The 24,774-nt window shown below is 75.4% G+C and carries 21 protein-coding genes; 6 read left to right on the forward strand and 15 right to left on the reverse strand.

Annotation, left to right across the window (positions count from 1 at the left end; all coding sequences use genetic code 11):
• Positions 1 to 280 precede the first annotated feature (280 nt).
• The 3 genes from GA0070558_RS07760 to GA0070558_RS07770 all read right to left on the reverse strand — a co-directional run bounded on the left by GA0070558_RS07760 (position 281) and on the right by GA0070558_RS07770 (position 3,558).
• Positions 281 to 1,462 carry a sensor histidine kinase gene (locus GA0070558_RS07760; protein WP_228986959.1) on the reverse strand — a complete coding sequence of 394 codons (1,182 nt, stop codon included), beginning with the start codon at positions 1,460 to 1,462 and terminating at the stop codon, positions 281 to 283.
• A complete protein-coding gene (locus tag GA0070558_RS07765; protein ID WP_077936805.1) occupies positions 1,459 to 2,127 on the reverse strand; it encodes a response regulator transcription factor in 669 nt (222 codons plus the stop codon). Before GA0070558_RS07765 ends, GA0070558_RS07760 begins: the two co-directional genes overlap by 4 nt.
• A 123-nt stretch (positions 2,128 to 2,250) precedes the next feature.
• Positions 2,251 to 3,558, reverse strand: a complete 1,308-nt coding sequence (locus GA0070558_RS07770; RefSeq protein ID WP_176734136.1) for an outer membrane protein assembly factor BamB family protein — start codon at positions 3,556 to 3,558, stop codon at positions 2,251 to 2,253.
• 151 nt (positions 3,559 to 3,709) lie between these two features.
• Here GA0070558_RS07770 and GA0070558_RS07775 point away from each other — a divergent pair, with 151 nt between their 5' ends.
• Positions 3,710 to 5,578, forward strand: coding sequence for a hypothetical protein (locus tag GA0070558_RS07775; RefSeq protein ID WP_091277271.1), 1,869 nt, complete (start codon positions 3,710 to 3,712; stop codon positions 5,576 to 5,578).
• A 91-nt stretch (positions 5,579 to 5,669) separates the two neighbouring features.
• On the opposite strand, the gene GA0070558_RS34160 is transcribed toward GA0070558_RS07775, so the two are convergent.
• A complete protein-coding gene (locus GA0070558_RS34160) occupies positions 5,670 to 7,655 on the reverse strand; it encodes a DUF6311 domain-containing protein (RefSeq protein WP_256091811.1) in 1,986 nt (661 codons plus the stop codon).
• The gene (locus tag GA0070558_RS07790) at positions 7,655 to 9,439 is read right to left on the reverse strand and encodes a DUF6311 domain-containing protein (protein WP_091277505.1); all 1,785 of its coding nucleotides are present in this window, start codon (positions 9,437 to 9,439) and stop codon (positions 7,655 to 7,657) included. The genes GA0070558_RS34160 and GA0070558_RS07790 overlap by 1 nt, the downstream gene beginning before the upstream one ends.
• A gap of 308 nt (positions 9,440 to 9,747) precedes the next feature.
• Between GA0070558_RS07790 and GA0070558_RS07795 the strand changes: the two genes are divergently transcribed.
• Complete coding sequence (locus GA0070558_RS07795) at positions 9,748 to 10,938, forward strand: hypothetical protein (RefSeq protein WP_091277273.1); 1,191 nt, start codon at positions 9,748 to 9,750, stop codon at positions 10,936 to 10,938.
• Positions 10,939 to 11,058: 120 nt separating this feature from the next.
• Here the strand turns inward: GA0070558_RS07795 and dxs are convergent, their stop codons facing one another.
• The 4 genes from dxs to GA0070558_RS07815 form a co-directional block, all read right to left on the reverse strand.
• On the reverse strand, positions 11,059 to 12,993 hold the full coding sequence (gene dxs / locus GA0070558_RS07800; RefSeq protein WP_091277275.1) for a 1-deoxy-D-xylulose-5-phosphate synthase: 1,935 nt from the start codon (positions 12,991 to 12,993) through the stop codon (positions 11,059 to 11,061).
• Between the two features lie 73 nt (positions 12,994 to 13,066).
• Entirely contained in the window at positions 13,067 to 14,212 is a 1,146-nt protein-coding gene (locus tag GA0070558_RS07805) for an anhydro-N-acetylmuramic acid kinase (RefSeq protein ID WP_439709574.1), read from the reverse strand.
• A gap of 85 nt (positions 14,213 to 14,297) precedes the next feature.
• Positions 14,298 to 15,620 (reverse strand): class I SAM-dependent RNA methyltransferase, encoded by a 1,323-nt coding sequence (locus GA0070558_RS07810; RefSeq protein WP_091277279.1) that lies wholly within the window; start codon positions 15,618 to 15,620, stop codon positions 14,298 to 14,300.
• Positions 15,617 to 17,689: an APC family permease gene (locus tag GA0070558_RS07815; RefSeq protein WP_091277281.1), complete on the reverse strand. Its 2,073-nt coding sequence runs from the start codon at positions 17,687 to 17,689 to the stop codon at positions 15,617 to 15,619. The genes GA0070558_RS07810 and GA0070558_RS07815 overlap by 4 nt, the downstream gene beginning before the upstream one ends.
• 162 nt (positions 17,690 to 17,851) lie before the next feature.
• Here GA0070558_RS07815 and GA0070558_RS07820 point away from each other — a divergent pair, with 162 nt between their 5' ends.
• The gene (locus GA0070558_RS07820; RefSeq protein WP_043962519.1) at positions 17,852 to 18,517 is read left to right on the forward strand and encodes a potassium channel family protein; all 666 of its coding nucleotides are present in this window, start codon (positions 17,852 to 17,854) and stop codon (positions 18,515 to 18,517) included.
• A gap of 2 nt (positions 18,518 to 18,519) precedes the next feature.
• Positions 18,520 to 19,209 carry a potassium channel family protein gene (locus tag GA0070558_RS07825; protein ID WP_091277283.1) on the forward strand — a complete coding sequence of 230 codons (690 nt, stop codon included), beginning with the start codon at positions 18,520 to 18,522 and terminating at the stop codon, positions 19,207 to 19,209.
• A 67-nt stretch (positions 19,210 to 19,276) separates the two neighbouring features.
• Here GA0070558_RS07825 and GA0070558_RS07830 read toward each other — a convergent pair whose 3' ends face one another.
• From GA0070558_RS07830 to dut, 4 genes are all read right to left on the reverse strand, one after another.
• Entirely contained in the window at positions 19,277 to 19,987 is a 711-nt protein-coding gene (locus tag GA0070558_RS07830) for a DUF3159 domain-containing protein (protein WP_091277285.1), read from the reverse strand.
• A gap of 31 nt (positions 19,988 to 20,018) precedes the next feature.
• Positions 20,019 to 20,402: an OB-fold nucleic acid binding domain-containing protein gene (locus GA0070558_RS07835; RefSeq protein WP_043962516.1), complete on the reverse strand. Its 384-nt coding sequence runs from the start codon at positions 20,400 to 20,402 to the stop codon at positions 20,019 to 20,021.
• A gap of 177 nt (positions 20,403 to 20,579) precedes the next feature.
• A complete protein-coding gene (locus GA0070558_RS07840) occupies positions 20,580 to 21,215 on the reverse strand; it encodes a DUF3710 domain-containing protein (RefSeq protein WP_091277287.1) in 636 nt (211 codons plus the stop codon).
• 25 nt (positions 21,216 to 21,240) lie between these two features.
• Complete coding sequence (gene dut, locus GA0070558_RS07845; RefSeq protein WP_043962514.1) at positions 21,241 to 21,747, reverse strand: dUTP diphosphatase; 507 nt, start codon at positions 21,745 to 21,747, stop codon at positions 21,241 to 21,243.
• Positions 21,748 to 21,830: 83 nt separating this feature from the next.
• On the opposite strand from dut, the gene GA0070558_RS07850 reads away from it, so the two are divergent.
• A complete protein-coding gene (locus tag GA0070558_RS07850; protein WP_091277289.1) occupies positions 21,831 to 22,334 on the forward strand; it encodes a DUF3093 domain-containing protein in 504 nt (167 codons plus the stop codon).
• Between the two features lie 49 nt (positions 22,335 to 22,383).
• Here the strand turns inward: GA0070558_RS07850 and GA0070558_RS07855 are convergent, their stop codons facing one another.
• Both GA0070558_RS07855 and GA0070558_RS07860 read right to left on the reverse strand, forming a co-directional pair.
• Positions 22,384 to 23,289, reverse strand: coding sequence for a hypothetical protein (locus tag GA0070558_RS07855; RefSeq protein WP_256091812.1), 906 nt, complete (start codon positions 23,287 to 23,289; stop codon positions 22,384 to 22,386).
• A gap of 228 nt (positions 23,290 to 23,517) precedes the next feature.
• On the reverse strand, positions 23,518 to 23,814 hold the full coding sequence (locus GA0070558_RS07860; protein WP_007075406.1) for a DUF4193 domain-containing protein: 297 nt from the start codon (positions 23,812 to 23,814) through the stop codon (positions 23,518 to 23,520).
• A gap of 434 nt (positions 23,815 to 24,248) precedes the next feature.
• Between GA0070558_RS07860 and GA0070558_RS07865 the strand changes: the two genes are divergently transcribed.
• Positions 24,249 to 24,764 carry a LytR C-terminal domain-containing protein gene (locus tag GA0070558_RS07865; RefSeq protein ID WP_176734137.1) on the forward strand — a complete coding sequence of 172 codons (516 nt, stop codon included), beginning with the start codon at positions 24,249 to 24,251 and terminating at the stop codon, positions 24,762 to 24,764.
• The last annotated feature ends 10 nt before the right edge of the window (positions 24,765 to 24,774 follow it).

The raw sequence follows: 24,774 nt of genomic DNA on the forward strand, positions 1-24,774 counted from the left end.
TGCGGCTCACAGCCGGGCCGCCGGGGACGGCCGGCTCGGCGGCGCGCACCACGTGAGGCATGGCGCCATCACACCTTCACGCACCCGAGCCCGCCGAGTCCAGCGGCGGCGTCCGATTCTGCCCCAACCGCGCGACGGCTCCACCCGAGCACCCGACGTCGGGCTGCCCGCCGGAGGCGGACCCCGCCGGGTCAGCCGGGCGGGGCACACGAACAGCCGATCACGACCGGCCCCGGGGCCAGGTCAGGGCCGCCCGGCGGGCCGCCGGCCGGGCCGACCGTCAGGACCGCCCGACGGGGGAAGGGCCGGCGACGGCGGGCACGGCGTCGGCGGCCGGCAGGGTCACCGTCACCTCCAGGCCACCGCCGGGCTGCGCGAACACCCGCACCGTGCCGCCGTGCGCGTCGCAGACCGCCCGGACGATGGACAGGCCCAACCCGGAGCCCCGCGCCCCGGTGCGTTCCTGCCCGCCCCGGCGGAACGGCTCGAACAGGCCCGGCACGTCGCCCGGGCTGACCTCGAAGCCGGTGTTGGCGACCACCAGCCAGGACGTGCAGCCGTCCGTGCCGGTGCGCACCGTGATCCGGCCGTGGAGGTGGTTGTAGCGCACCGCGTTCTCGATCAGGTTGCCGGCCAGCCGGTCCAGCAGACCGGGATCGCCCACCACCGGCGCGGGCTCCAGCGACGTCTGCACCCGCAGCCCGATCCGCTCCACCTCCCGGCGCACGGCCGACAACGCGTTGACGGTGCCGGCGGCCAGGTCGCACTCGGTGCGCCGGCCCAGCCGCCGCCCCGCCTGGGCCTCGCTGCGGGCCAGCACCAGCAGGGCGTCGACCAGGCCGTTGGCCCGTTCCGAGGCGTCGCGGACCACGGTGGCCATCCGGCGGTACTCGGCGGCGTCGGCCTCGTCGTCGCTGAGCGTCACGTCGATCTCGGTCCGCATCACCGCGAGCGGGGTACGCAGCTCGTGCGAGGCGTTGGCGACGAACCGCTTCTGCGCCTCGAACGCGGCGGCGATCCGGTCCAGCATCGCGTCGAACGTCTTGGCCAGCTCCGCCACCTCGTCGTCCGCCCCGGACCAGCCGATCCGCTGGTCGAGGGTGGCCTCGCCGAGGCGCTGGGCGGTCGCGGTGACCTGGTGCAGCGGGCGCAGCGCCCGGCCCGCCACCGCGTACGCGCCGGCCACCCCGACCACGCTGATCGCCAGCAGCGCCAGCAGGCCCTTGACCAGCAGCTCCCGGGACGCGGCGTCGACGAGCTGCCGCTGCCACTCCCCCGCGTCCAGGGACCGGCCGTCGGCCAGCAGCACGGTGGTGCCGGGCAGCAGCTCGTCGGTGGGACGCAGCGCGTCGCGGACCAGCAGCCAGGCCAGCAGCACCAGGATCGTCCCGGCGCCCACCAGCAGCACCCCGTTGAGCAGCGTGAGGCGCAGCCGCAGGGTCGGCCGCAGGCGGACGCTCACGACAGCCCCTCGGCGGTGCGGTAGCCGGCGCCGACCACCGTCTCGATCAGCGGCGGGTCGCCGAGCTTGCGGCGCAGCGTCATCACGGTCACCCGGACGATGGTGGTGAACGGGTCGGTGTTGGCGTCCCAGACCCGCTCCAGCAGCTCCTCGCTGGAGACGACGGCGCCGCGCGCCTTGAGCAGCTCGGCCAGCACCCCGAACTCCTTGTTGGTCAGGTCGACCGCGGCCCCGCCCCGGGTCACCACCCGGCGGGCCGGGTCGAGCACCAGGTCGGCGACGGCCAGCACGGGCGGGGCGGCCGGGGTGGCCCGCCGGCCCAGCGCCTGCACCCGGGCGACCAGCTCGTCGAAGGCGAACGGCTTGGGCAGGTAGTCGTCCGCGCCGAGCTGCAACCCCTCGACCCGGTCGGCGACGGTGCCGCTGGCGGTGAGCATGAGCACCCGGGTCAGCGTGCCGGAGGCGGCCAGCTCGGCGCAGATCTGGTCGCCGTGCATGCCGGGCAGGTCCCGGTCCAGCACCACCACGTCGTACCGGGTGACGAAGGCCATCTCGTGGCCGCTGTCGCCGTCGTAGGCGACGTCGACGGCCATGCCGCGCTTGCGCAGCCCGCGCGCGATCGCGTCGGCGAGGTTGCGCTCGTCCTCGACCACCAACACCCGCATACCCGCCTCCTCGCCGGCCGACCTCCCGACAACCTAGTGCCGGCCACCAAACCAGCGTGGCACCCGGCCCGGCCGGGCGTCCGGGCGGGGAGGACCGGGCGGAGAGGCCGCCGGGGGGGACCGTCAGGCGGGCAGCCGCCACCAGCCGTACGTGCCGGCCTGCCGGCGGCAGACGATGTCGCGGCCGTCGGCCGCGCAGTCCCCCGCCGCGTCGGGCAGCACGTCGCGCAGCCGGGCCGCCACCCCCGCCAGGTCCAGCTCCACGACGACCAGGCCGCCGCCGGCGCGGTCGGGCCGGGTGCCGTAGTACGGCCCGTCCGGGGTGCGGCTGAACGCCAGGTCCCAGCGCCCCAGGTCGGCGACCTCCCGCCCGGTCGCGGCGTCGAGCACGCCGAGGTGGCTGGCCGTGCCGCCCGCCTGGTCGTCGGCGATCACCAGGAGCCGGTCGCCGCGCACCGCGACGACCGTCTGCCAGCGGGGGTTCGTCCACCGGACCCCGCCGGTCGCCGGGTCCAGCCCGGACAGTTCGGAGCCCTGGTACGCGAAGGCGCAGACCACCTTCCCGCACGTCCCCGCGTAGCCGAAGCTCGGCCGCTCCACCGCCCAGCGCCGGTCCAGCGCGGCGAGGCCGTACGCGGTCACCCGCCAGACCTCGCCCTCGTCCTGCTCGAAGGCCAGCAGCAGGTCACCGCTGACCTCGACCTGCAGGCCCCCCTGCCAGCCGCCGGGCGGCGGGGCGAGGGTCGCCCGCACCGCCCCGGAGACCACGTCGCGCAGCTCGATCCGGCCGGCGGCCGTGACCAGCGCCACCTGATCGGCCGCCCAGTCCTCGTCGCGGTCGGAGAAGGCCGCCTGGCCCAGGTGACCCGGCACCGACCACCGGACGCGGCCCGACGTCGGGTCCACCGACCGCAGCTCGCCCCGCTCGATGTCGTCGCCGAGGAGCAGCAGTCCCCCGCCGGCCGCGAGCGCCGGGTAGCCGGCCTGCTGCCAGCGCCGCTCGCCGGTCGCCACGTCCACGGCGACGGTCTTGACGCCGTCCGGCTGGTAGTCGACGAGCAGGGCGACGCCGTCCCGCTCCTGCACGCCGTCCAGGCGACCGGTGCTCGCCACGGCCGTACGCCACAGCGTCCGGACGCCCGCCCCGGCCCGGGCGGGCGTCGCGTGGGCGGTCACCTCGCGGGACCCGCCGCTGCCCACCTCGGGGGCCAGCACGTAGACCCGGCCGCCGAGGACGACGACCTGGGAGCCCAGCCGGCCGCCGAGCACCGCCGACGCGGGGCGCGCCACGGGCGCCGACGAGGCCAGGACGAACAGCGCGAGCAGACCGGCCAGCGCCACCCGCAGCGGCCGGCCCACCGCCCGGGGCGGCCGGGAAGCGGGCTCCGGCTCCCGGTCGCCGCGCACCTCGCCGAGGTCGATCAGCGTCACCCTCGCTCCTTCCCGGGCCGTGGCCGGCGCTCCGGCGACGCGTCCTCCCGGGCCGCCGCGGTTCTTGCGACGGAATCGGTCTCCGAGAGGGCTCCACGCGGGGCGCCCGGCCGACCGGGACCGCGCGCACGCGCCTGTACGATGGCGCGTCGTGGCCGTGCCGGTGGTAGACCCCTCGCTGAAATCCGACTCCGCACCCGTCGACTCCGCACCCGTCGCGACGCGGGCCAGCTCGACCGGGCCCGAGGCGGCGGGCACAGGCACACCCCGCCGGCCCCGCTGGCGGCCGGCCCGCGCCGACCTGCTGGCCATCGGAGCGTACGTGCTCCTCGGCGTCCTCGTGTGCCTCAACTACTGGGGCGACGTCGAGCACCGCGTGTCGTCGCACCTGCCGACCGACCACAGCTGGTTCGAGTGGCTCTTCGCCCACGGCGCGTACTCCGTGCAGCACCTGGAGAACCCGCTGTTCTCCCTGCGCCAGAACGCCCCGGACGGGGTGAACATGATGGCGAACACGTCGCTGCTCGGCGCGACCCTGCCGCTGGCGCCGGTGACGCTGCTGTTCGGCCCGCAGGTGACGTACGCCCTCTACCTGGGCGGGGCGCTCGCGGCGACGGCCGCCACCTCGTACTGGATGCTGTCGCGGCACCTGGTGCGCTCGCGCGCGGCGGCGTTCCTCGGCGGCGCGTTCCTCGGCTTCGCGCCCGGCATCGTGCACCACGCCAACGGGCAGCCGAACTTCGTCTCCAACTACCTGCTGCCGCTGATCGTGGCGCGGGTGCTGCTGCTGGGCGCGGCGGGGCGCAACTGGCGGCGCGACGGGGTGGCGCTGGGGCTGCTGGTGGCCTACCAGATCTTCATCAACGAGGAGATGCTGCTGCTCACGGCGCTGGCCTGCCTGGTGGTCGTGCTGGCGTACGCGGCGCAGCGGCCCCGGGCGACGTGGGCCCGCGCCCGCGGTTTCCTGTCCGCGCTCGGCCTCGGCGGCGCGCTGGCGTTGCTGCTCACGGCGTACCCGATCTGGTTCCAGTTCAACGGCCCGCAGTCCTACCGGGGGTTGCAGGGCGGGGTGTTCCACAACTGGGGCGAGGACCTGGTGGCCTTCGTCACGTTCGCCCGGGACACCGTGGCCGGCGACGAGGCGGTGGAGAAGACCATCGGCCTCACCGAGCAGAACACCTGGTTCGGCTGGCCGCTGGTGCTGGTGGCGCTGGTCGCGCTGGCGCTGCTGGTGCGCCGGTCGCTGCCCGCCCGGATCGTCGCCGTGCTGGTGGTCGTGTTCACCGTCGCCTCGATCGGCCCGGTGGTGCGCTTCGACGGGGCGGAGACCACGATCGACGGTCCGTGGGCGTACATCCCGGACGACCTGCCGCTGGTGGAGATGATGATGCCCACCCGGCTGGCCCTGGTGGTGGCCGCCGCCGTCGGCGTGCTGCTCGCCCTGGCCTGGGACGCGCTGGCCCGCACCGCGCCGGCCCGAACCGGGGCCGGGACCGCCGGCCGGGCGGGCCGCTGGCTGCGCCCCGTCGGGTACGCGGCGCTCGCGCTCGCCGTGCTGCCGCTGGTCCCCCGCCCGCTGCCCGCCGAGCGGATCGACCCGCCGCCGCACTTCATCACGTCCGGCGGCTGGCGGCCGTACGTCCCGGCGGGCCGGACCCTGGTGCCGGTGCCGATCCCGAGCAACGTGCACGGCCTGCCCACGCTGCGCTGGAGCGCGCTGACCGGGCACGAGTTCCCGATCCCCGGCGGCTACTTCATCGGGCCGAACCCCGACGGCGAGGGCGTCTTCGGCGCCCCGAACCGGCCGACCAGCACCCTCATCTACTCCACGATGGACACCGGCGTCGTGCCGCCGCTGACCGAGGAGAACCGCCGGCAGGCCGCCGAGGACCTGCGCTACTGGAAGGCGTCCGTGGTCGTCCTCGGCGCGCATCCCCGCGAGGCGGTCCTGCGCGAGCTGATGACCGCCCTGCTCGGCCCGCCGCAGCGCATCGACGACGTCTGGCTCTGGCAGGTGTAAGGAAGGGCCCCCTGTTAACGCATTCTGCATAGCAGGGGCCCCTTGTTAACGCCGCGGCGCGGGCGCGCCGCCCGCGGCGGCGCGGTGGCCGTCAGCCCACCAGGGGGCGCACGTCCCACACCCACGCGCCGTCGACCTCGCGCCCCGGGCCGACGAGCGCGTCGACGGTGCGGCGGACCGCCTCGCCCTGGTGCAGCCCGCCCTGCACCAGCACCGCCGCCCGCCAGTGGCGCAGGTCCGCCACCGCCTGCCGGCGGTCCGCGTCGGTCACCACCGGCACCTCCCCGGTCTCGGCGGCCCGGCGCAGCAGCGCCGCCGTCGGACGGTCGGGCGCGCCCCAGTGGGCGGTCGGGTCGTCGGCGTCACCGCTCGGGCCGATGAAGTAGCCGCCCGGCGCCGTGAAGGCCAGCCCGGTGCGGGCCGACCAGAACGTCGCCGGGCTCACCCCCGCGCCGGTCACCGGCGGCACCGGCACGAGGGTCCGCCCGGCCGGCACGTACGCCCGCCAGCCGCCGTCGGCCACGAAGGCCGGTACCGGCCACGTCGGCACGGTGCGGATCGGCGTGGGGGCCAGCGGGAGCAGCGCGGCGGCCACGGCCCCGCCCCAGAGCAGCCGCACCGGCACCCCGGGCCGGTCGGCGGTCGCCCCGCCCCCGGAGCCGGTCCCAGACGAGGCCGCCGTCCCGCCCCCGGAGCCGGTCCCAGACGAGGCCGCCGTCCCGCCCTCGGAGCCGGTCCCAGACAAGGCCGCCGCCCCACCCTCGGAGCCGGTCCCGGACAAGGCGGTCGCCCCGCCCCCGGAGCCTGGCCCGGCCGACACCGCCCCGCCGCCGGCCGGGGCCAGGGCGAGCGCCCGGTCCAGCGAGAGCGCGACCAGCACCCCCAGCACCGGCACGCAGATCAGGGCGAACCGGGCCGGCACCACGAGGTCGAGCAGCGGCACCCCGGCCAGCAGCCGGTACGGCCCGGGCAGCCCGGTCGACGCGCCGTCGACCCGCACGGTGTCGCCGAGGGAGAACAGGGCGGCGAGCAGCCCGACGGCGGCGAGGGCCCGCACCAGCGGCCGACGCCACAGCCAGACCACGACCACCACGGCGAGCACCAGCAGGCCCGGCCCGAAGAACGAGTTCTCCTCGGTGGGGTTCGGCGAGAGCAGCCCGGGCAGGTACCCGTCGCCGAGGACCGTCTGCCGGGCCGACGCGGTGAACGAGGCCGCGTCGAGCTGGAAGCCCCGCGCGTGGAAGGGCATCCCCCGGTAGTGCTGCGGGCCGAGGAACTGGAACCACAGCGGGTACGCCAGCAGCGCACCCGCCACCAGCGCGCCCACGCCGAGCCGGCCGAGGAGGGCGGGCGCCAGCCGGCGGGCCGCCGCCCGGTCGGCGAGGGCGTACGCCACCGCGAACACCCCGGCGGCGAGCGCCAGGAAGACGAGCAGTTCCTCGCCGACGAAGACCTGGTAGGCCACTAGCAGCCCGAGCGCCACCCCGTGCCGGCGGACCCGGTCGGTGCCGGGCCGGAACACCAGCGCCAGGATCGGCGGCACCAGGAACTGGGCGGCCATGTGCAGGTGCGCCCCGGCCTGGGCCACCATGCCGGGGGCGAAGCCGCAGACGAGGCCGCCGACGGCGGCGGCGACGCGGGAGCCGACCAGCCGGCGGGCCAGCAGGACGTACCAGGCGGTGGCGGTGCCGGCCAGGCTGACCACGACCGCGACGAGGAAGGCCGCCTGCGTGCCGAACAGCAGCGTCACCGGGGCCAGCGGCACGCCCAGCCCGAGCACCGACGTGTTGGCCATCAGGTTCACCCCGTCCGGGGCGTTCAGGGCCGCGCTGTGCAGCGGATTCTCCCCGGCGGTGACCGCGCGGGCCGCCCGGGCGAGCATCCACTCGAACAGCATCTGGTCGTTGTCCTGGTGGAACAGCCGGTCGGGCCGGCCCCACTGGCGGCTGGTGAGCAGCACCGCCAGGCCGAGGTAGCCGGCGACGACGGCGGCGTCGACGCTGCGTACCCGTCGGGTCCGCACCGGGCCCGGCTGCCGCCGCCCGCCCGGCGCGAGGTCGGCGGCGGGCGCGGCCATCAGGCCGACGGGCCGGTCAGGGTCCGCACGTCCCAGACCCAGACGTCCAGCTCGCGGCGCGCCGGGCCGACCAGGTCCTCGACGGTACGCCGCAGCGGCTCGGCGTTGTGCTGGCCGACCGGGAGCACCAGGATCGCGGCCCGCCAGTGCCGCAGCTCGTCCAGCGAGCGGCGGCGCTGGCGGTCGTCGAGCTTCGGGGAGCGGCCGGTGCTGGCCACGTCCTCCAGCAGCTCGCCGACGCCGCTGGGGCGCCCGCCGAACCGGCCCGGGTCGCCGGTGTTGCCGTTGCGCGGGGCGAGGAAGTAGCCGCCCGGGATCTTGAAGTCGAGGTTGGTGGTGGCGGCCCACCGCATCCCGTGCGTGTTGCCCATGCTCGGCACCGGGATCGGCACGAGGGTCTGGTCGGGGCCGACGTAGTCGCGCCACCGGTCGGCGGTGATGAACTTCGGCACCGGCGGGCGGGAGGTGACCTTCAGCGGCATCGGCGCGATCGGCAGCAGCGCCATGACCAGCGCGGCCACCCCGAGGGTACGCATCGTGCGGGCCTCGGCCGTGCGCAGCGCCCAGACCCGCTCGACGGCCACGGCGAGCAGCACCCCCACCACCACGGTGGTGATCATGCCGAAGCGGGTGGGCACGACGGCGTCGAGCAGCGGCAGCCGCACCAGGAACTCCCAGGGGCCGGTGAACAGCTCCCGGTCCCACCAGGACACCCGCTCGCCGAGAGAGAGCAGCGCGAAGAACGCGCCGGTCGCGGCGAGGGCGCGGACGATCGGCTCGCGGCGCAGCCAGAGCACGATGCCGACGGCGATGAGGGCGAGGCTCCAGCCGAGGAAGGCGTTCTCCTCCGAGTAGTTCGGCGCGAGGTTGACGTTGGCGCGCTCGTTGCCGCCGAGGGTGGGCGAGCCGGGGGCGAAGAACGCGGCGATGTCGTTGCCGTAGTCGCGGACGGCGTCGCTGAGCCCGTGGTACGCCATCGGCCCGGCGAACTGCACGTAGAGCGGGTACGCCAGCAGCGACCCGGCCAGCACGGTGCACACCGCCACGGCGACGCCCAGGGGCCGCCACGCGGACGACCACAGCCCCGGCCGCTGCACCAGCACGGCGATCAGGAACACCCCGCAGGCCATCGCCGTGAAGAGCAGGATCTCCTCGTTGATGAACGCCTGCACGGTGACCAGCAGCGCCAGCAGCGCCCCGTCGCGGACCGGCCGCTTCGAGCGGGTGATCACCAGCACCCGCCAGACGATGAACGGCAGCAGGAACTGGCTGATGATGTTCGGGTGCCAGTTGGCGTGCGAGAGCATCGCCGGGGAGAAGCCGCAGAACCAGCCGCCCACGGCGGCGGCGAGCGGGTTGCGGACGACGTGCCGGGACAGCACCCGGTACCAGGCGGCGGCGGTGCCGGCGAGGCCGCAGGTGACCAGCACCACAAAGGAGACGGCGGGTCCGAACAGCAGGGTCACCGGCACCATCGGGATGCCCAGCGCCAGGACGGCCGTGTTGGCCATCAGGTTGACCCCGTCGGGGTAGTTGAACTGGTCGGTGTAGAACGGGAACTCGCCGTGCAGCACCACCCGCACGGAGTGGGCGAGGAAAAACTGCACCTGGGCGGGGTCGCTGCTGTAGAGCGAGGCGACCCGGCCGTCGGGGTCGACCCAGATCTGGCTGGTCACCCAGAGCGCGGCGAGCAGGAAGAGGCCGTACGCGGCGAGGTCGCGCCGCCGGGGCGTCCACCGCCAGCGCCGCCGGCTGCGGGCCACGGCGGATCCGGCCGGGGCCACGGCGGTCGCGGTCGACGAGGGGGCTGCGGCGGCGGGCTGCGGGGCTCCGACGGGCGGCGGGGCGGCTGCGGGCTCCGCGCCGGCCGGGGGCTCGACGGTCGGAGGCTCGACGGTCAGGGGCTCGGCAGGAGTCACAGTCGGCGGAGTCTACCGGAGGCGGGGCCGCGTCCGACAATCACCGTTGCGTCCCTTGTGGGCGGTCGGCGCGCGGCGCGCGGCCGGGGATCGAGGTGCCGGTTCGCGGCCGGCCGCCGTCTCGTACCATGTGGGGCGCAACACGACCGGCGACGCGATCGGGGGCGTAACAGGTGGCTTCAGCGCGCCGGCGCGGCGGGACGGCCACCACGCTGCTCGCCCTCCTGCTGACCGCGACGGCCTGCGGCCCGGTCGCCGACCGCAAGCCCGACGCCCTCCCGGTGGGCTACGACAGCCTGGACGGCTCGCTGCGGGTGTGGCCGGCGCGGGGCGGCCTGGCCGGCGACGCGGCGGCGACGGCGGCGGTGACCGACGCGGTCCGGGCCTGGCGGACGCCGGTCGACGACCGGGCGCACCTGCCCTCCTCCGGGATCCTGTGGTCCGGCGAGGCCGACGGCACGCCGCTGGCCCTGGTGGCCGCCGACGTCCCCGGCGAGAGCGCCTCCTGGCTGCTGCAGCTGACCCGCGACGGCAACCGCTACGTGGTCGACCGGGCCAGCGAATACACCGACCCCGGCTACCTCGTCTACTCCGACGTGCTGCCCGTGCAGACCAGCGCCGGGCGTCGCTACCTGCTCTCGGAGCGGGTGGAGCGGCTGCTCGGCCCGAAGGGCCGGGCCCTGGTCACCCGCGACGGCCTGACCGACCCGGTGGACGTGCCGGCATGCCAGGCGGTGCCGCTGACCGCGACGCTGCGGGCCACCAGCTCGCTGCCGCGCGGCCGGGCCGCCGACCGCCTGCTCGACCTGGGTACGGCCACCACGGACCCCCGCTACCCGCTGGTGCGGGACGAGACGGGCTCTGGCCGGCGGGCGCTGGACGACCTGGACACCTGCGAGCTGGCCGACGAGCGGGGCCCCTTCGGCAGCATCCCGCGCCGCATCGGCGACCGGGACGCGCCCCGCGCGGTGCCGGAGTCGTGGCCGCGGGGCAAGGTGAGCGTGCGCGCGCTCGGCGAGGTGGCCCTCGGTGGGGGCGACCCAGCCGACCTGGAGCAGCTGAGCTGGGAGACCGGCACGGGGACGATGACGGCGGTCGTCTACCGCCCGGCGGCCGGCGACCCGGTGTTCTCGCCGGCCGACCGCGCCAACACGCTGCAGGCGTACGTGCTGCCGGTGCCGGGGCAGCCGCTGGTGGTGCTGAGCTGGCGGGCCAACCGCTACACGTCGCTGTCGGTGCCGCCGGGCACCCCCCGGCTGGTCGACCGGCCGGGCCTGGTGGTGGTGCCGCAGCCGACGAGCAAGGCGACGTTCAGCCTGGCCGGCGCGGAGAAGACCTACTACCGCTCGGTCGGCGGCCGGTAGCCCGCACCGCGCCGCCCCGCCGCACCGCGCCGCCCCGCCGCACCGCGCCGCCCCACGGCGGACAGGTGAGAAGGGGCCCCTTCTCGACGCCAGGCGTTAAGAAGGGGCCCTTCCTTGCACTCAGTTGGGCAGGCGGACCGGCTCGGCCTGCTGGGCGTCCAGGCGGGAGATCCACCCGGTGACGTCGCGGGCCACGTCCTGGGCGGTGAGGCCCAGGTCGGCGAGGATCTGCGCGCGGGTGCCGTGCGGGTGCCAGTCGGCCGGCACCCCCAGGTCCCGCAGCGGCACCCGGACGTCGGCGTCCCGCATCGCCTGGGCGAGGGCGTCGCCGACGCCGCCGACGCGCACGCCGTCCTCGACGGTGACGACGAGCCGGTGGCCGGCGGCCAGCTCGACCAGCTCGGCGGGGACCGGGCGCACCCAGCGCGGGTCGACCACGGTCACCCCGTAGCCCTGCTCGGCGACCCGGGCGGCGACCTCCATGCCGAGGTGGCCGAACGAGCCGACCGCGACCAGCAGCACGTCGGCGCGGTCCGCCTCGGCCAGCACGTCGACCGGGCCGACCCGGCGCACGGCCGGCAGGTCGGCGGCGACGGTGCCGGTCGGGAACCGCACGACGGTGGGGCCGTCGTCCACGGCGATCGCCTCGCGCAGCTCCTCGCGCAGCGTCGCGGCGTCCCGGGGGGCGGCGATGCGCAGGCCCGGCACCACCCCGAAGACGGACATGTCCCAGATGCCGTAGTGGCTCGGCCCGTCCGGGCCGGTGATCCCGGCCCGGTCCAGCACGAACGTCACCGGCAGCTTGTGCATCGCCACGTCCAGCAGGACCTGGTCGAACGCCCGGTTGAGGAACGTCGCGTAGACCGCCACCACGGGGTGCAGCCCGCCGAGGGCCAGCCCGGCCGCCGAGGTGGCGGCGTGCTGCTCGGCGATGCCGACGTCGTAGACCCGGTCGGGGTGCTTGCGGGCCAGCTTGGCGATGCCGGTGGGCTCGGCCATCGCGGCGGTGATGCCCACCACGTCGGGCCGGGCGTCGGCGATCGCGACCAGCTCGTCGGCGAAGACGTGCGTCCACTTCACCGACGGGGCGGCCACGAGCTTGCCGGTCTCCACGTCGAACGCGCCGCCGGGGCCGTGCAGGCAGTCGGCCTCGTCCTCCTCCGCCGGCCGGTAGCCGTAGCCCTTGCGGGTCACCGCGTGCACGATCACCGGGCCGCCGAAGTGCTTCGCCGCCCGCAGCGCCGACTCGACCGCGTCCAGGTCGTGGCCGTCGACCGGGCCGACGTACTTGATGCCGAGGTCCTCGAACATGGCCTGCGGGGCGACCGCGTCCTTGATGCCCTTCTTGACGGCGTGCAGCACCTCGTACATCGGGCGGCCGACCAGCGGCGTCGAGCCGAGGGCGTCCTTGACGGTGTCGAGGACCTTCTCGTAGCCGGGGTTGAGCCGCAGCGACGACAGGTGGTCGGCGAGGCCGCCGATGGTCGGCGCGTACGACCGGCCGTTGTCGTTGACGACGATCACCAGGGGGTTGCCGGAGGTGGCGATGTTGTTCAGCGCCTCCCAGCACATGCCGCCGGTCAGCGCCCCGTCGCCGACGACGGCCACCACGGAGCGCGCCTCGCCGCGCAGCGCGTACGCCTTGGCCAGCCCGTCGGCGTAGGACAGGGCGGTGGAGGCGTGCGAGTTCTCGATCAGGTCGTGCTCGCTCTCGGCCTGGCTCGGGTAGCCCGAGAGGCCGCCGCGCTGGCGCAGCCTGTCGAAGCCGTCCTGCCGGCCGGTGAGGATCTTGTGTACGTACGCCTGGTGGCCGGTGTCGAACAGGAGCCGGTCCCGGGGGGAGTCGAAGACCCGGTGCATCGCCAGTGTCAGCTCCACCACACCCAGGTTGGGGCCGACGTGCCCGCCGGTGCGGGAGACCTTGGCGATCAGGAAGTCACGGATCTCGGCGGCGAGGATGTCCAGCTGCTCGGCGGTCATCCGCTTCACGTCCTGCGGACCCCGCACCGTGGCCAGCAGCCGGCCGTGGTTGGCCGTGTCCTCTTCAGCACTCATGAGCGAAGAGTCTATCGGCCGCCCGGTAGTCCGCAGCCTGGCCGGGGAACGACCCCGCTGACCGGGTGCGCAGTCAGGAGACGATCACCAACCGTCGCGGCGGGGCGACCGGCGGGGCGTGCCGGTCCGGCCCGGCCGGCGTCCAGGAGCCCAGCACGGCCGCCTCGCGGGCCCCGGTCACCGACGGGACCGCCCCCGGCAGGCCGTGCCAGGACAGCCAGCCGAGCAGGGCGAACGCGTACGCCTCCTTGGCCTGGGCCGGCACCCCCAGCTCGTCGCTGGTCCGCAGCCGCCACCGGCCCGCCCCCAGGGCGGCCAGCCGGCCCCACAGGGTCCGGTTGCGCACCCCACCCCCGGCGGCGACCACCTCGGCCACCTGATGCCGGTCGCAGGCGGCGGCCACCGTCCGGGCGGTCAGCTCCGTCAGCGTGGCCAGCACGTCGTCGGCGGCCACGGGCTCGCCGAGCGCGGCGAGCCGGTCGTCGAGGTACCCGGCGTGGAACAGCTCCTTGCCGGTGGACTTGGGCGGCGGCGCGGCGTAGTAGGGCTCGGCGAGCAGCAGCTCCAGCAGGCCGGGGTGCACCCGGCCGGCCGCCGCCCGGGTCCCGTCGAGGTCGCAGGGGCGGCCGAGGAACCGCCGGGCCGCCGCGTCGAGCAGCGCGTTGGCCGGGCCCACGTCGTACCCGAGGGTCGGCGCGCCCGGGGCGACCACGGTGAGGTTGGCGATGCCGCCCAGGTTGAGCGCCGCCCGGGGCGGGCCGGACCGGCCGCCCAGCAGCAGCGCGTCGAACGCCGGCACCAGGGGCGCGCCCTGACCGCCGGCGGCGACGTCGGCGGCGCGCAGGTCCGCCAGCACCGGTACGCCCACCCGCGCGGCCACCCGGGCCGGCGCGCCGAGCTGGAGGGTGCCGCGCACGGTGCCGCCGTCGACCCAGTGGAAGACGGTCTGCCCCGGCGAGACGACCGCGTCGACCCGCCCGCCGGCCAGCTCCACCCCGCGCGCCGCCGCGTCGGCGAACACCTCGCCGAGCCGGTTGTCCAGCCGGCAGACCGCCTCGATGGTGGTCGGGTGCGGCGGCAGCACCGCCTGGATCTGCGCCCGCAGCCCCTCGTCGTGGTCGAGGCCGACGTGGCCGAGCGGCCGCAGCCGCAGGTCGTCCCCGTCGACGGTGAACTCGGCGGCGACGACGTCCACCCCGTCGTACGACGTCCCCGACATCAACCCCACGATCCGCATGTAAGGAAGGGCCCCCTGTTAACGCTTTCTGTATAGGAAGGGCCCCCTGCAATCACCCGGGCGCCGGTTACCGCGCGGGTTGCAGGAGGCCGACCAGCTCGACGTGCCGGGTCATCGGGAACAGGTCGAAGCCGCGCAGCTCCGCCAGCTCCCAGCCGGCCTCGGCGAAGGTGCGCACGTCCCGGGCGAAGGCGGCCGGGTCGCAGGCCACGTACGCCACGGCGCGCGGGCCGGCCGCGACCACGTCCCGCACCACCCGCGCGCCCGCCCCGCTGCGCGGCGGGTCCAGCACCACCAGGTCCACCGGGCCGGTGATCCGGCGGCGGGCCAGGGCGGTCTCCACCCGGGCCGCCACCACCTCGACCCCGGGCAGGTCCCGCAGGTTGTCCCGGGCGGCGGCGACGCCCTCGCCGGCGGACTCGACGACGGTGACCCGGGCGGCCGGGCCGACCCGGGCGGCCACGGCGGCGGCGAACAGCCCCGCCCCGCCGTAGAGGTCCCAGGCCGGCTCGCCCGGCTGCGGGTCGAGCAGGTCGAGCACCGCGCCGACCAGGGTGTCGGCCGCCGCCGGGTGCACCTGCCAGAAACCGGACGCCGGCAGCGTCCACTCCCGGCCGGCGGCCACCTCCCGGACGGTCACCGGGCCGTCGATGGGCGGGACGGCCACGGAGCCGTCGGGGGGCAGGGCGGTGATGGTGACGTCGCCGCCGGTCGAGGCGACCGCCTCCACCGCCTCGGCCGCCGGCCAGGGCCGCCCCAGCACCGGCAGCGCCTGGATCGCCGGGTGGGCGATGAGGCAGCGGTCGACCGGCACCACCTCGTGCGAGCGGTGCTTGAGCAGCCCGGCCCGGCCGGCGGCGTCGACCGCGTACCGGACCCGGGAGCGCCAGCCGAGCGGCCCGCCGGGCAGCGCCGCGACCCGGACCCCGAGCCGGTCGATCTCCGCGTCGGTGAGGCCGGCGAGGCGGGTCAGCTGCTCGCGGACCACCGCGGCCTTCCAGTCGAGCTGGGCCGCGGGGGCGACGTGCTGCAGGTCGCAGCCGCCGCACAGACCCGGTTTCGCGTACGGGCAGGGCGGCGCGACCCGCTGCGGCGCGGCGTCGAGCACCGTCACCGCGTCGGCGCGGACGAACCCGCGGTGCACCTCGGTGACCTCGGCCACCACCCGCTCGCCGGGCAGCGCGTGCCGGACGAAGACCACCTGCCCGTCGACCCGGGCCACGCAGTGCCCGCCGGGGGCGACGGCGTCGACGGTCAGCTCGACCCGCTCGGCCTCCTCCAGCCCGCGCCGCTCGCCGTCGGCCGGTCCGGTGCCCGCCGGCCGGACCCGACCGTCGCTGCGGGCCGGTCCGGCACCCGCGCGGGACGCGTCCACGCTTGGCCGGGTCATCGCCGGTCCCCCTCGGTCGGGCCGTGCTCGCCGGGCGGGGCGGAGGCCACCGGCGGCACCGGTGGGGGCAGGGTGCTGCGCGGGGCGACCCGGGGGCCGCGCGCCGGGCCCCGGGTCAGCGTCGCGTCGAGCCGGTCGAGGTTCTTGCCGGCGGTGGAGGCGAGCTGCCACGGCACGCTGGTGACCATGACGCCCGGCTCGAACAGCAGCCGCCCCTTGAGTCGCAGCGCGCTCTGGTTGTGCAACAGGTTCTCCCACCAGCGTCCGACGACGTACTCGGGAATGAAGACCGTGACCACGTCGCGCGGCGACTCCCGGCGGGTGTTGGCCACGAAGTCGAGGATCGGCCGGGTGATCTCCCGGTACGGCGAGTCGACCACGGTCAGCGGCACCGGCAGCTCCCGCCGCTCCCATTCGGCCTGGAGGTCCCGGGTGTCCTTCTCGTCGACGTTCACCGTCACCGCGGTCAGCGTGTCCGGGCGGGTGGCGCGGGCGTACGCGATGGCCCGCAGCGTCGGCTGGTGCAGCTTGCTGACCAGCACGATGGCGTGGTTGCGGGCGGGCAGCACGCCCCGGACCTCGGTCGGCTCCAGCTCGGCGGCGACCCGGTCGTAGTGCCGCCGGATGGCGAGCATCAGCACGTAGAGCAGCGCCATCGCGACGATGGCGATCCACGCGCCGAGCAGGAACTTGGTGACCAGCACGATGACCAGCACCGCGCCGGTCATCGCCATGCCGAAGGCGTTGATGGCCCGGGACCGGATCATCCGGCGGCGGGCCTGCGGGTCCCGCTCGGTGCGCAGGTGCCGGTTCCAGTGCCGGATCATGCCGGCCTGGGAGAGGGTGAAAGAGACGAAGACGCCGACGATGTAGAGCTGGATGAGCTTCGTCACCTCGGCCTGGAAGCCGACGATCAGCACGATCGCGAAGACGGCGAGGAAGACGATGCCGTTGGAGAACGCCAGCCGGTCGCCCCGGGTGTGCAGCTGCCGGGGCAGGTAGCGGTCCTGGGCCAGGATCGAGCCGAGCACCGGGAAGCCGTTGAACGCGGTGTTGGCGGCGAGGAAGAGGATCAGCGCGGTCATCCCGGCGACCACGTACAGCAGCACCGACCCGGAGCCGAAGACCGTCTCGCCGAGCTGGGCGGTGACGGTCTTCTGCACGTACCCGTCGGGGCCGGAGAGGATCTGCAGGTTCGGGTCCTCGACGAACTGGAGGCCGGTGAGCCGGGACAGCCAGATGATGCCGACGAGCATGCTCACCGCGATGGTGCCGAGCAGCAGCAGGGTGGTGGCGGCGTTGCGGCTCTTCGGGGTCTTGAACGCGGGCACCCCGTTGGAGATCGCCTCCACGCCGGTGAGCGCGGCGCAGCCGGAGGAGAAGGTCCGCAGCAGCAGGAAGACCAGGGCGAACCCGGTGACGCTGTGCTCCGCCTGGATCTCCAGGCCGGCGCTGGGCGCGCGCAGGTCGTGGCCGAGCACGAAGTACCGGACCAGGCCGGTGATGATCATGCCGCCCATGACGATCACGAAGCCGTACGTCGGGATGGCGAACGCGGTGCCGGACTCGCGCAGCCCGCGCAGGTTCACGGCGGTGAGCAGCACCACCGCGGTCACGGCGATGAGCACCTTGTGGGTGGCCACGAACGGCACCACCGACCCCAGGTTGGCCACGCCGGAGGAGACCGACACGGCCACGGTGAGCACGTAGTCGACCAGCAGGGCGCTGGCCACCGCGACGCCGGCCCGGGGGCCGAGGTTGACGGTGGCCACCTCGTAGTCGCCGCCGCCGGAGGGGTAGGCGTGCACGTTCTGCCGGTAGCTGGCCACCACCGTGAGCATCACCACCACCACGGCGAGGGCGATCCACGGCGAGAAGAGGAACGCCGACGCGCCCGCGATGGAGAGCGTCAGCAGGATCTCGTCGGGGGCGTACGCGACACTGGAGAGGGCGTCGGAGGCGAAGACCGGCAGCGCGATGCGCTTCGGCAGGAGGGTGTGCTGGAGCCGGTCGGACCGGAACGGTCGACCGACGAGCAGCCGCTTCAGCAGCGAGGTGGGACTGGCCACAAGCGCTAAGGGTACGACCACGGTTCCGTGGTCGCCCGGGGGTGGCGGAGCGGGAGGTTCGACCGGGCGGGGTACCGTCGGCCCCCGCTGGTAACCCCGACGTGGCAGGCTCGCAGTCGAGGGGTCGACGGCGGACGGGTGCGCGCACCTTGGGAGGGACACGTGCATGTCGTGATCATGGGCTGCGGCCGGGTCGGGTCGACCCTGGCCCAGAGCCTGGAGTCCCGGGGGCACTCGGTGGCGGTGATCGACCAGGACGCCGACGCGTTCCGCCGGCTCAGCCCGGACTTCGCGGGCATCACGGTCACCGGCGCGGGCTTCGACGGCGAGGTGCTCCGCCAGGCCGGCATCGAGCGGGCGGACGCCTTCGCGGCGGTCTCCAGCGGAGACAACTCCAACATCATCTCGGCCCGGCTGGCCCGCGAGACGTTCGGCGTCTCCCGGGTCGCCGCGCGCATCTACGACCAGCGCCGGGCCCAGGTCTACGAGCGGCTGGGCATCCCGACCGTGGCCACCGTGCGGTGGACGGCCGACCGGATGCTGCGCCATCTGGTGCCCGAGGGCAACGTGGAGATCTTCCGCGATCCGACCAGCACCGTCTCGATCGTCGAGGTGCCGGTGCACAAGGACTGGATCGGCCGGCCGCTGCGGGCGCTGGAGGAGGCGAGTGGGGCGCGGGTGGCGTACCTGATCCGCTTCGGCATCGGCACCCTGCCCACCGGCTCCACCGCCGTGCAGGAGGGCGACCAGGTCTTCATGCTGGTCACCGACGACATCGTGGCGTCGGCGACCTCGGTGGCGGGCAGCCCGCCGGAAGGAGCGCACTGAGCATGCGGATCGCCATCGCCGGCGCCGGCAACGTGGGCCGCTCGATCGCGCAGGAGCTGATCGACAACGGCCACCAGGTGATGCTGATCGAGCGCCAGCCCCGGATGCTGCGGCCCGACCGGGTGCCGGCGGCCGAGTGGGTGCTCGCCGACGCCTGCGAGCTGGCCAGCCTGGAGGAGGCCGACGTCGCCGGCTGCGACGTGGTGGTCGCGGCGACCGGGGACGACAAGGTCAACCTGGTGGTGTCGCTGCTGGCCAAGACCGAGTTCGCGGTGCCCCGGGTGGTGGCCCGGGTCAACCGGGCCGAGAACGAGTGGCTGTTCACCGAGCAGTGGGGCGTCGACGTCGCGGTGAGCAAGCCGCGGGTGATGGCGGCCCTGGTCGAGGAGGCGGTGACCGTCGGCGACCTGGTGCGGCTGATGACGTTCCGGCAGGGCGAGGCGAACCTGGTGGAGATCACCCTGCCGCCGACCGCGCCGTACGTGGGGCAGCCGATCCACGCCGTGCCGATCCCCCGCGACGCCGCCCTGGTGGCCATCCTGCGCGGCAAGCGGGTGCTGGTGCCCAGCCCGGACGACCCGATCGAGGCCGGCGACGAGCTGATCTTCGTGTGCACGGCGGAGGTGGAGGACGACGTCCGCGCGGTGATCCTCGGCACGGACAGCATCGAGCGGACCCGCGGCGCGGGCTGAGCCTGGTGGCCGGGCGACGCCGCCGGTGCGGGCGGGCGCGGTGCCCGGTGGCCGCCGCCCGGGAGGATCAGCCGCCGGGCAGGGGCTCCGGGGCCGCCGTCGGGTCCTGCCCCGCCGCCGGCTGCTCGCGGGTCACCCGGCGCACCGTCCAGACCGTGATCAGCAGCAGCAGCGCGTACGGCGGGTAGCCCAGCGCCAGCCGGGCCACGCCGAGCGCGGTGTCCTGGTGGGCGAGGTAGAGCCCGGCCTGCACGCCGACCTTGGCCAGCCATACCACGCCCCACAGGACGGTGAGCTGGGTGAAGGTCCGCACGAGGCGCGGGTCGTCCCGCCACTCGGAGCGCCCCTTGGCCACCAGCACCGACCAGATCCAGCCCACGAGGGGCTGCTTGACCGCGGCCGAGACCAGCAGGGCCAGCCCGTAGCCGATGCCGTAGAGGATGCCGGGGAGGTAGAAGTCACGCTCGTCGCCGGTGCGCCAGGCGATGGCCGCGCCGATGCCGATGCCGAACAGCCCGTTGACCGCGTGCCGCACCGGCCGGCGCTGGACCAGCCGCAGCGCGGCGATGAGCAGCGCCACGGACACCGAGGCGATGACGGCGGGGCGCAGCTCGCCGACGACGTTGGCGACGACGAAGACGACCACCGGGATGCTCGACTCGACCAGCCCGCGCCAGCCGCCGAGCTGGTCGGCCATCTGCTCGGCGAGGGTCGGCAGCGGCGCCTCGTCCTCCGGCCCGGTGCCGGGCTCGGCCGCCCGCTGGGCTCCGGTGGTCATCGCGGCCCTCCCGTCGGGGGCGTGCGGGTCGTCACTTCGGCGGCTCCAACTCGTAGTACGGGTTGTAGATGACCTTGCGGTCGTCGCGCACCGCCACCCGGCCCCTGGCCGTCAGGTGCCGGCCCGGCTCGATGCCGGCGATGTGTCGCCGCCCGAGCCAGACCAGGGTCACCACGTCGCTGCCATCATATAGATCGGCTTCGAGGGTGGGGAGGTTCGTCCGGGGGGTGTAGACGACCGTGCGCAGCCGGCCGTTGACGCAGACGACCTGGCCCCGCGCGCACTGCCGGGCCGGCACGCCGCCGGACTCGGCGCTCTCCCGGCGCAGCTCCTGCGCCTCGATCTCGGCCTCGCTCGCGGTGAGCCGGTGCAGCAGCCGCCGGAACGAGACCCGGCCGCCCTCCTCGGTCGTCATGACCGCGTCAACCTCTCCTCCGCCGGCAGGCCGCGCCGGCACCGGTGCGGCCTGCGTGGGCGAGGCCGTCCCGCCAGCGTACGCCGGCCGGCGCGGGGTCGGGACCGGCGGCCGCCCCGGGCCGGCCCGGCGACGGTACGCCGACGGCGGGCCCGGGTGGGCCCGTCGGTGCCCCGCTCAGGCCTCGACGGGCGGGGCGGCCTGATCGGCGACCTCGCGCGGCAGGCGCAGCGGCAGCGGCTCGCGCACCGGCTTGGCCTCCTGGCCGCGGTCGACGACCAGCCCGTCCAGGCACTCGCGCAGCGGGCCGGCGGCGGCCGGGTCGGTCGCGGCGGCGCCCTGGTAGACGCCGCGCACCATCCAGCGCGGGCCGTCGATCCCGACGAACCGCAGGTCGGTCAGGCCGTCCGGGGTGCGCACCCGGGCGTGCAGCTCCGGGCCGTACTCGCCCTGCGCCTCCTGGGCCGCCGCGCCGTCGTTGAACAGCGACTGCCGGATCTCCTCGCGCACCTCGTCCCAGATGCCCTCGGAGCGGGGCGCGGCGAAGACGCCGAGCTGCAGGGCGCTCTGCCCGTGCACCAGCACGACCTGCTGGATCACGCCCTCCGGGTCGGCCTGCACCCGCACCTCCACGTCGGCCACCGCCGGGATGTGCAGGCTGCCCAGGTCGAGCCGCTGCACCCCGTCGGGGGCCTCGGCGACGTCGTACGGGCCGCGCGCCGGTGCCTCGGCGGTCGCGCCGTCGACGGCCTCGGCGGGCCGCTCGTCACGGGCCTGCCGACCGTCACCGGCCCGCTTTCGGGAGAAGATCACTGCACCCACCCTCCGCTGTTCGCACTCACCCTGCCACCTCTTCCGGCTGCCCGCCGGCCCGGTCCGCCGGCGGCGGGACGAGCCCGGCGTGCCCGCCGGTCGAGCCGTGCCCGCCGACGCCCCGCCGGGACGGCGGCAGCTCGGCCACCGGCCGGAAATCGGCCCGCGCCACCCGCTGGACAACGAGTTGCGCGATCCGATCGCCACGGGCGATCTTCGCCGGTGTCTCCCGATCATGATTGATCAGGTTGACGAGGATCTCACCCCGGTAGCCGGCGTCGACCGTACCGGGCGCGTTGAGCACCGTCACGCCGAGCCTGGCCGCCAGGCCCGACCGGGGATGCACCAGACCCACGTACCCCTCCGGGAGGGCGATCGCCAGGCCGGTCGGGACCAGGGCCCGGCCGCCGGGGGGCAGTTCCACGTCCGCGGCGGCCACCAGGTCCGCGCCGGCGTCGCCGGGATGGGAGTACGCCGGCAGCGGCAGCTGCGGGTCGAGCCGCCGCACGGGCACGGGTACGTCGTCGGTCACGGTCTGCCTCTTCCGTCCGGTTCACGGGGTGCCCTGTCATCCTGCCGGGTCGACCAGCCGTCGCGCGCCGTACCCTGGCAGGAGTGAGCCGATCGCCCGCCCCCACGCCCGCCACGACCGCCACCACGTACGCGGAGCGGCTCAGCCTGCCGTGGTGGCTCTGGCTGGCCGGGCCGGCCCTCGGCGGCTTCCTCGCGCTGGAGCTGTGGCTGGGCGCGGGCGGCCTGCGCGCCTGGCTGCCGTTCGTGGTGCTGCTGCCGGCGACGGTGGCCGCCCTGTGGTGGCTGGGCCGCGTCCGGGTCGCCGTGGCCGACGGCGAGCTGCGGGTGGACGACGCCCGCCTGCCCGTGCGGTTCGTGGCCGACGCCGTCCCGTTGGACGCCGCCGGCCGCCGCGAGGTGCTCGGCGTCGGGGCGGACCCGCTCGCGTTCGTGGTGCAGCGCCCCTGGATCGCCGGGGCGGTGCAGGTGGTGTTGGACGACCCGGCCGACCCCACCCCGTTCTGGGTGGTCAGCACCCGCGACCCGGTACGCCTGGCCGCCGCGCTCCTCGCCGCCCGCGACGCCAACCCGTCGTCGCCGGCCTGAGCCCGCCCACGACGCCCGCTGAGGCGCCCGCACGCACCCGCCTCGGCGGTCAGGGCAGGGCGGGCGGCGGGCCGGGCAGCTCGCGCCGCTGCCGCCCGAGGTCCTTGCGGAGCTGCTCGCCGAGGGACCGGGTGGCCCGCCGGTTGAGATAGCTGGCGACAGCCGCCCCGGTGAGGAACGGGCCGAGCGTGGTCAGGTTGCGGCCGAAGCGCTTGAGCAGGGTGTCCCGCAGCTCCTTGCGGGCCGCCGTGCCGAGCACCGCGCCGACGCCCACCCCGGGCATCATCGGGTTGATCCCCCGCTGGCTGGCCCAGGACTGCACCACGGCCACCGTCCGCTGGGTGCCGGCGGTGGGCAGCGGGGCACCGTACACCTCGTGCAGCTCGCCGATCAGCTTCAGCTCGACGGCCACCACGGCGACCGTCTCGGCGGCCAGCAGCACCGGCGCGGAGAGCAGCGTCGGCGCGACCGCCCACTCGACGGCCGCGACTCCCCCGCCGGCCGCGCCGATCGCGGCGGTCGTCCGGGCGGCGTTGCGGACCAGCCGGTCGGCGAGGGCCTCGTCGTCCAGGCCGGGAAAGTGCCGGCGCAGGGTGGCCAGGTCCCTGATCGGCACGTGCGGGGCGACGTCGGCGACCGCGTCGGTCATCCAGCGGACGGCGGCGCGCGGCTTGAACAGGTCGGCGAGGCCCCGGCCTCGGACCTGGCCGACCAGCCGGGTCAGCAGCTGCCGCCGGCGGGCCGGCTCGACGTCGTCGGCGGTCAGCGCGGCGACCGTCGCGCCCAGCTCCTCCCCCGCGCCGGTGCCGCCCGGCCGGGCGGCCTCGGACCCGGTGCGGGCGCTGCCCGGCGGAGCGGGCTCGGACCCGGTGCGGCTGTCGCCCGGCGGGGCGGGCTCCGGCCCGCCGGTGCCGTCGGTGGCGGGCCGCCCGCCGTCGTCGCTGCGCTCGACCATGCGTCGACCTCCCGGTGCTTCGGCGGGTGGGGAACCGTCCCGACGAGTCAAGCAGTTCCCCGCCACCGGCGCACGGCGGTGCCGTGGGCCGGTGGCGCACCGGCGGGCGCGGACGTGCCCGGGATCGGCGGCTCCCACAGCGGCGGCCTCACCGATGAGGCCGCCGCTGATGTCGCCGGATGGAGGCGCTGGTGTCCCCCGTCGAGGTGCTGGTGTGCCCTGTCGCGGTCAGACGCACTCGCGGCAGATCAGCTCGCCGTTGCGCTCGACCGCCAGCTGGCTGCGGTGGTGGACCAGGAAGCAGCGGGCGCATCGGAACTCGTCCTGCTGCATCGGTAGCACCTTGACCGTGAGCTCCTCGTCGGCCAGGTCAGCACCGGGGAGCTCGAAGCTCTCGGCCACCTCGGCCTCGTCGACGTCCACGGCGCCCGACTGTGAGTCGACCCGCCGGGCCTTGAGCTCTTCCAGGCTGTCCTCGCCGAGGTCGACCTCGTCGCGACGCGGGGCGTCGTAGTCGGTGGCCATCGGTTTCACTCTCCCATATCGATATGGTCGCTCCCGGTTGTAACGCCGGAAGGCGCTGTTTCGGTTCCACTGCCGGCCACCAACTTTTGTCGGTCACCCGACCCGGCCACCGGCCGGACCGGGTCCGCCAGAGAAACTCCCCCAGCGAGCGCGGTACCTTACCCCCCTCGGGCGAGGCATGTATACCGCCCTCGCGGCTCAGATGTACGCCCCAGACCTCGAAGTTGTTCCCAATGTGACTCAGGCGACACGAAGATAGGGGTAGTACTACCCGCTTCCCGGTTGGCGCGCCGGCATGTCGGACTGTTTCCACGCGACCGCCGGACAACCGTTAGCCTCAGCGGCGTACTCGGCGGCCGGCGGGGCGGCCCACCCGCCCCCGGCCGCCGCCACCCAATCACCGTCCGGGGAGCGCCAGGATGAGCTTTGCGCGAGTGCGAGCACTCGTAGTCGTCGGTCTGCTGGCGGTCGTCGCCCTGGTCTTCGTGGTCGTGGCCGTGGTCCGCGACACCCAGGGCAAGGGCGGCGCGGCAGCCGGCTGCCCCGAGGGCGCGCCGCTGGCGGACGTGACCCTGCACGAGAACAAGGACGTGAAGATCAACGTCTACAACGCCACCGACGAGGCGGGTCTCGCCAAGAAGGTGGCGGACGACTTCCGCAACCGCAAGTTCCAGGTGAAGAAGGAGGGCAACGCCAAGCAGCAGCTCGACGGCGTCGCCGTCCTGCAGTACGGCCCGAAGGGCGTCGGCTCCGCCCACCTGCTGCGCGCGTACTTCCTCAACAACGCCGAGCCGAAGTTCGACATCAAGCGCAAGGACGACACGGTCGACGTGGTCCTGGGCAACAGCTTCGCCCAGCTCGCCACCACCACGGAGGTCAACCAGTCCCTCGGCGACCTGGGCGCCCCGGTCGCCCCGGCCGGCACCTGCCCGATGCCCGTCGACAAGTGACCGGGCCGGC

This window comes from Micromonospora haikouensis, assembly GCF_900091595.1.
In the GTDB taxonomy this organism is placed as follows: Bacteria; Actinomycetota; Actinomycetes; order Mycobacteriales; family Micromonosporaceae; genus Micromonospora; species Micromonospora haikouensis.

Bases quoted from the DNA above. Each gene is read 5' to 3' on its own strand.
- GA0070558_RS07765 (WP_077936805.1), bottom strand. From the start codon at position 2,127: ATGCGGGTGTTGGTGGTCGAGGACGAGCGCAACCTCGCCGACGCGATC.
- GA0070558_RS34160 (WP_256091811.1), bottom strand. From the start codon at position 7,655: ATGGCCGCGCCCGCCGCCGACCTCGCGCCGGGCGGGCGGCGGCAGCCG.
- dxs (WP_091277275.1), bottom strand. From the start codon at position 12,993: ATGAGTGCTGAAGAGGACACGGCCAACCACGGCCGGCTGCTGGCCACG.
- GA0070558_RS07805 (WP_439709574.1), bottom strand. From the start codon at position 14,212: ATGTCGGGGACGTCGTACGACGGGGTGGACGTCGTCGCCGCCGAGTTC.
- GA0070558_RS07810 (WP_091277279.1), bottom strand. From the start codon at position 15,620: ATGACCCGGCCAAGCGTGGACGCGTCCCGCGCGGGTGCCGGACCGGCC.
- GA0070558_RS07825 (WP_091277283.1), top strand. From the start codon at position 18,520: ATGCGGATCGCCATCGCCGGCGCCGGCAACGTGGGCCGCTCGATCGCG.
- GA0070558_RS07830 (WP_091277285.1), bottom strand. From the start codon at position 19,987: ATGACCACCGGAGCCCAGCGGGCGGCCGAGCCCGGCACCGGGCCGGAG.
- GA0070558_RS07835 (WP_043962516.1), bottom strand. From the start codon at position 20,402: ATGACGACCGAGGAGGGCGGCCGGGTCTCGTTCCGGCGGCTGCTGCAC.
- GA0070558_RS07855 (WP_256091812.1), bottom strand. From the start codon at position 23,289: ATGGTCGAGCGCAGCGACGACGGCGGGCGGCCCGCCACCGACGGCACC.
- GA0070558_RS07860 (WP_007075406.1), bottom strand. From the start codon at position 23,814: ATGGCCACCGACTACGACGCCCCGCGTCGCGACGAGGTCGACCTCGGC.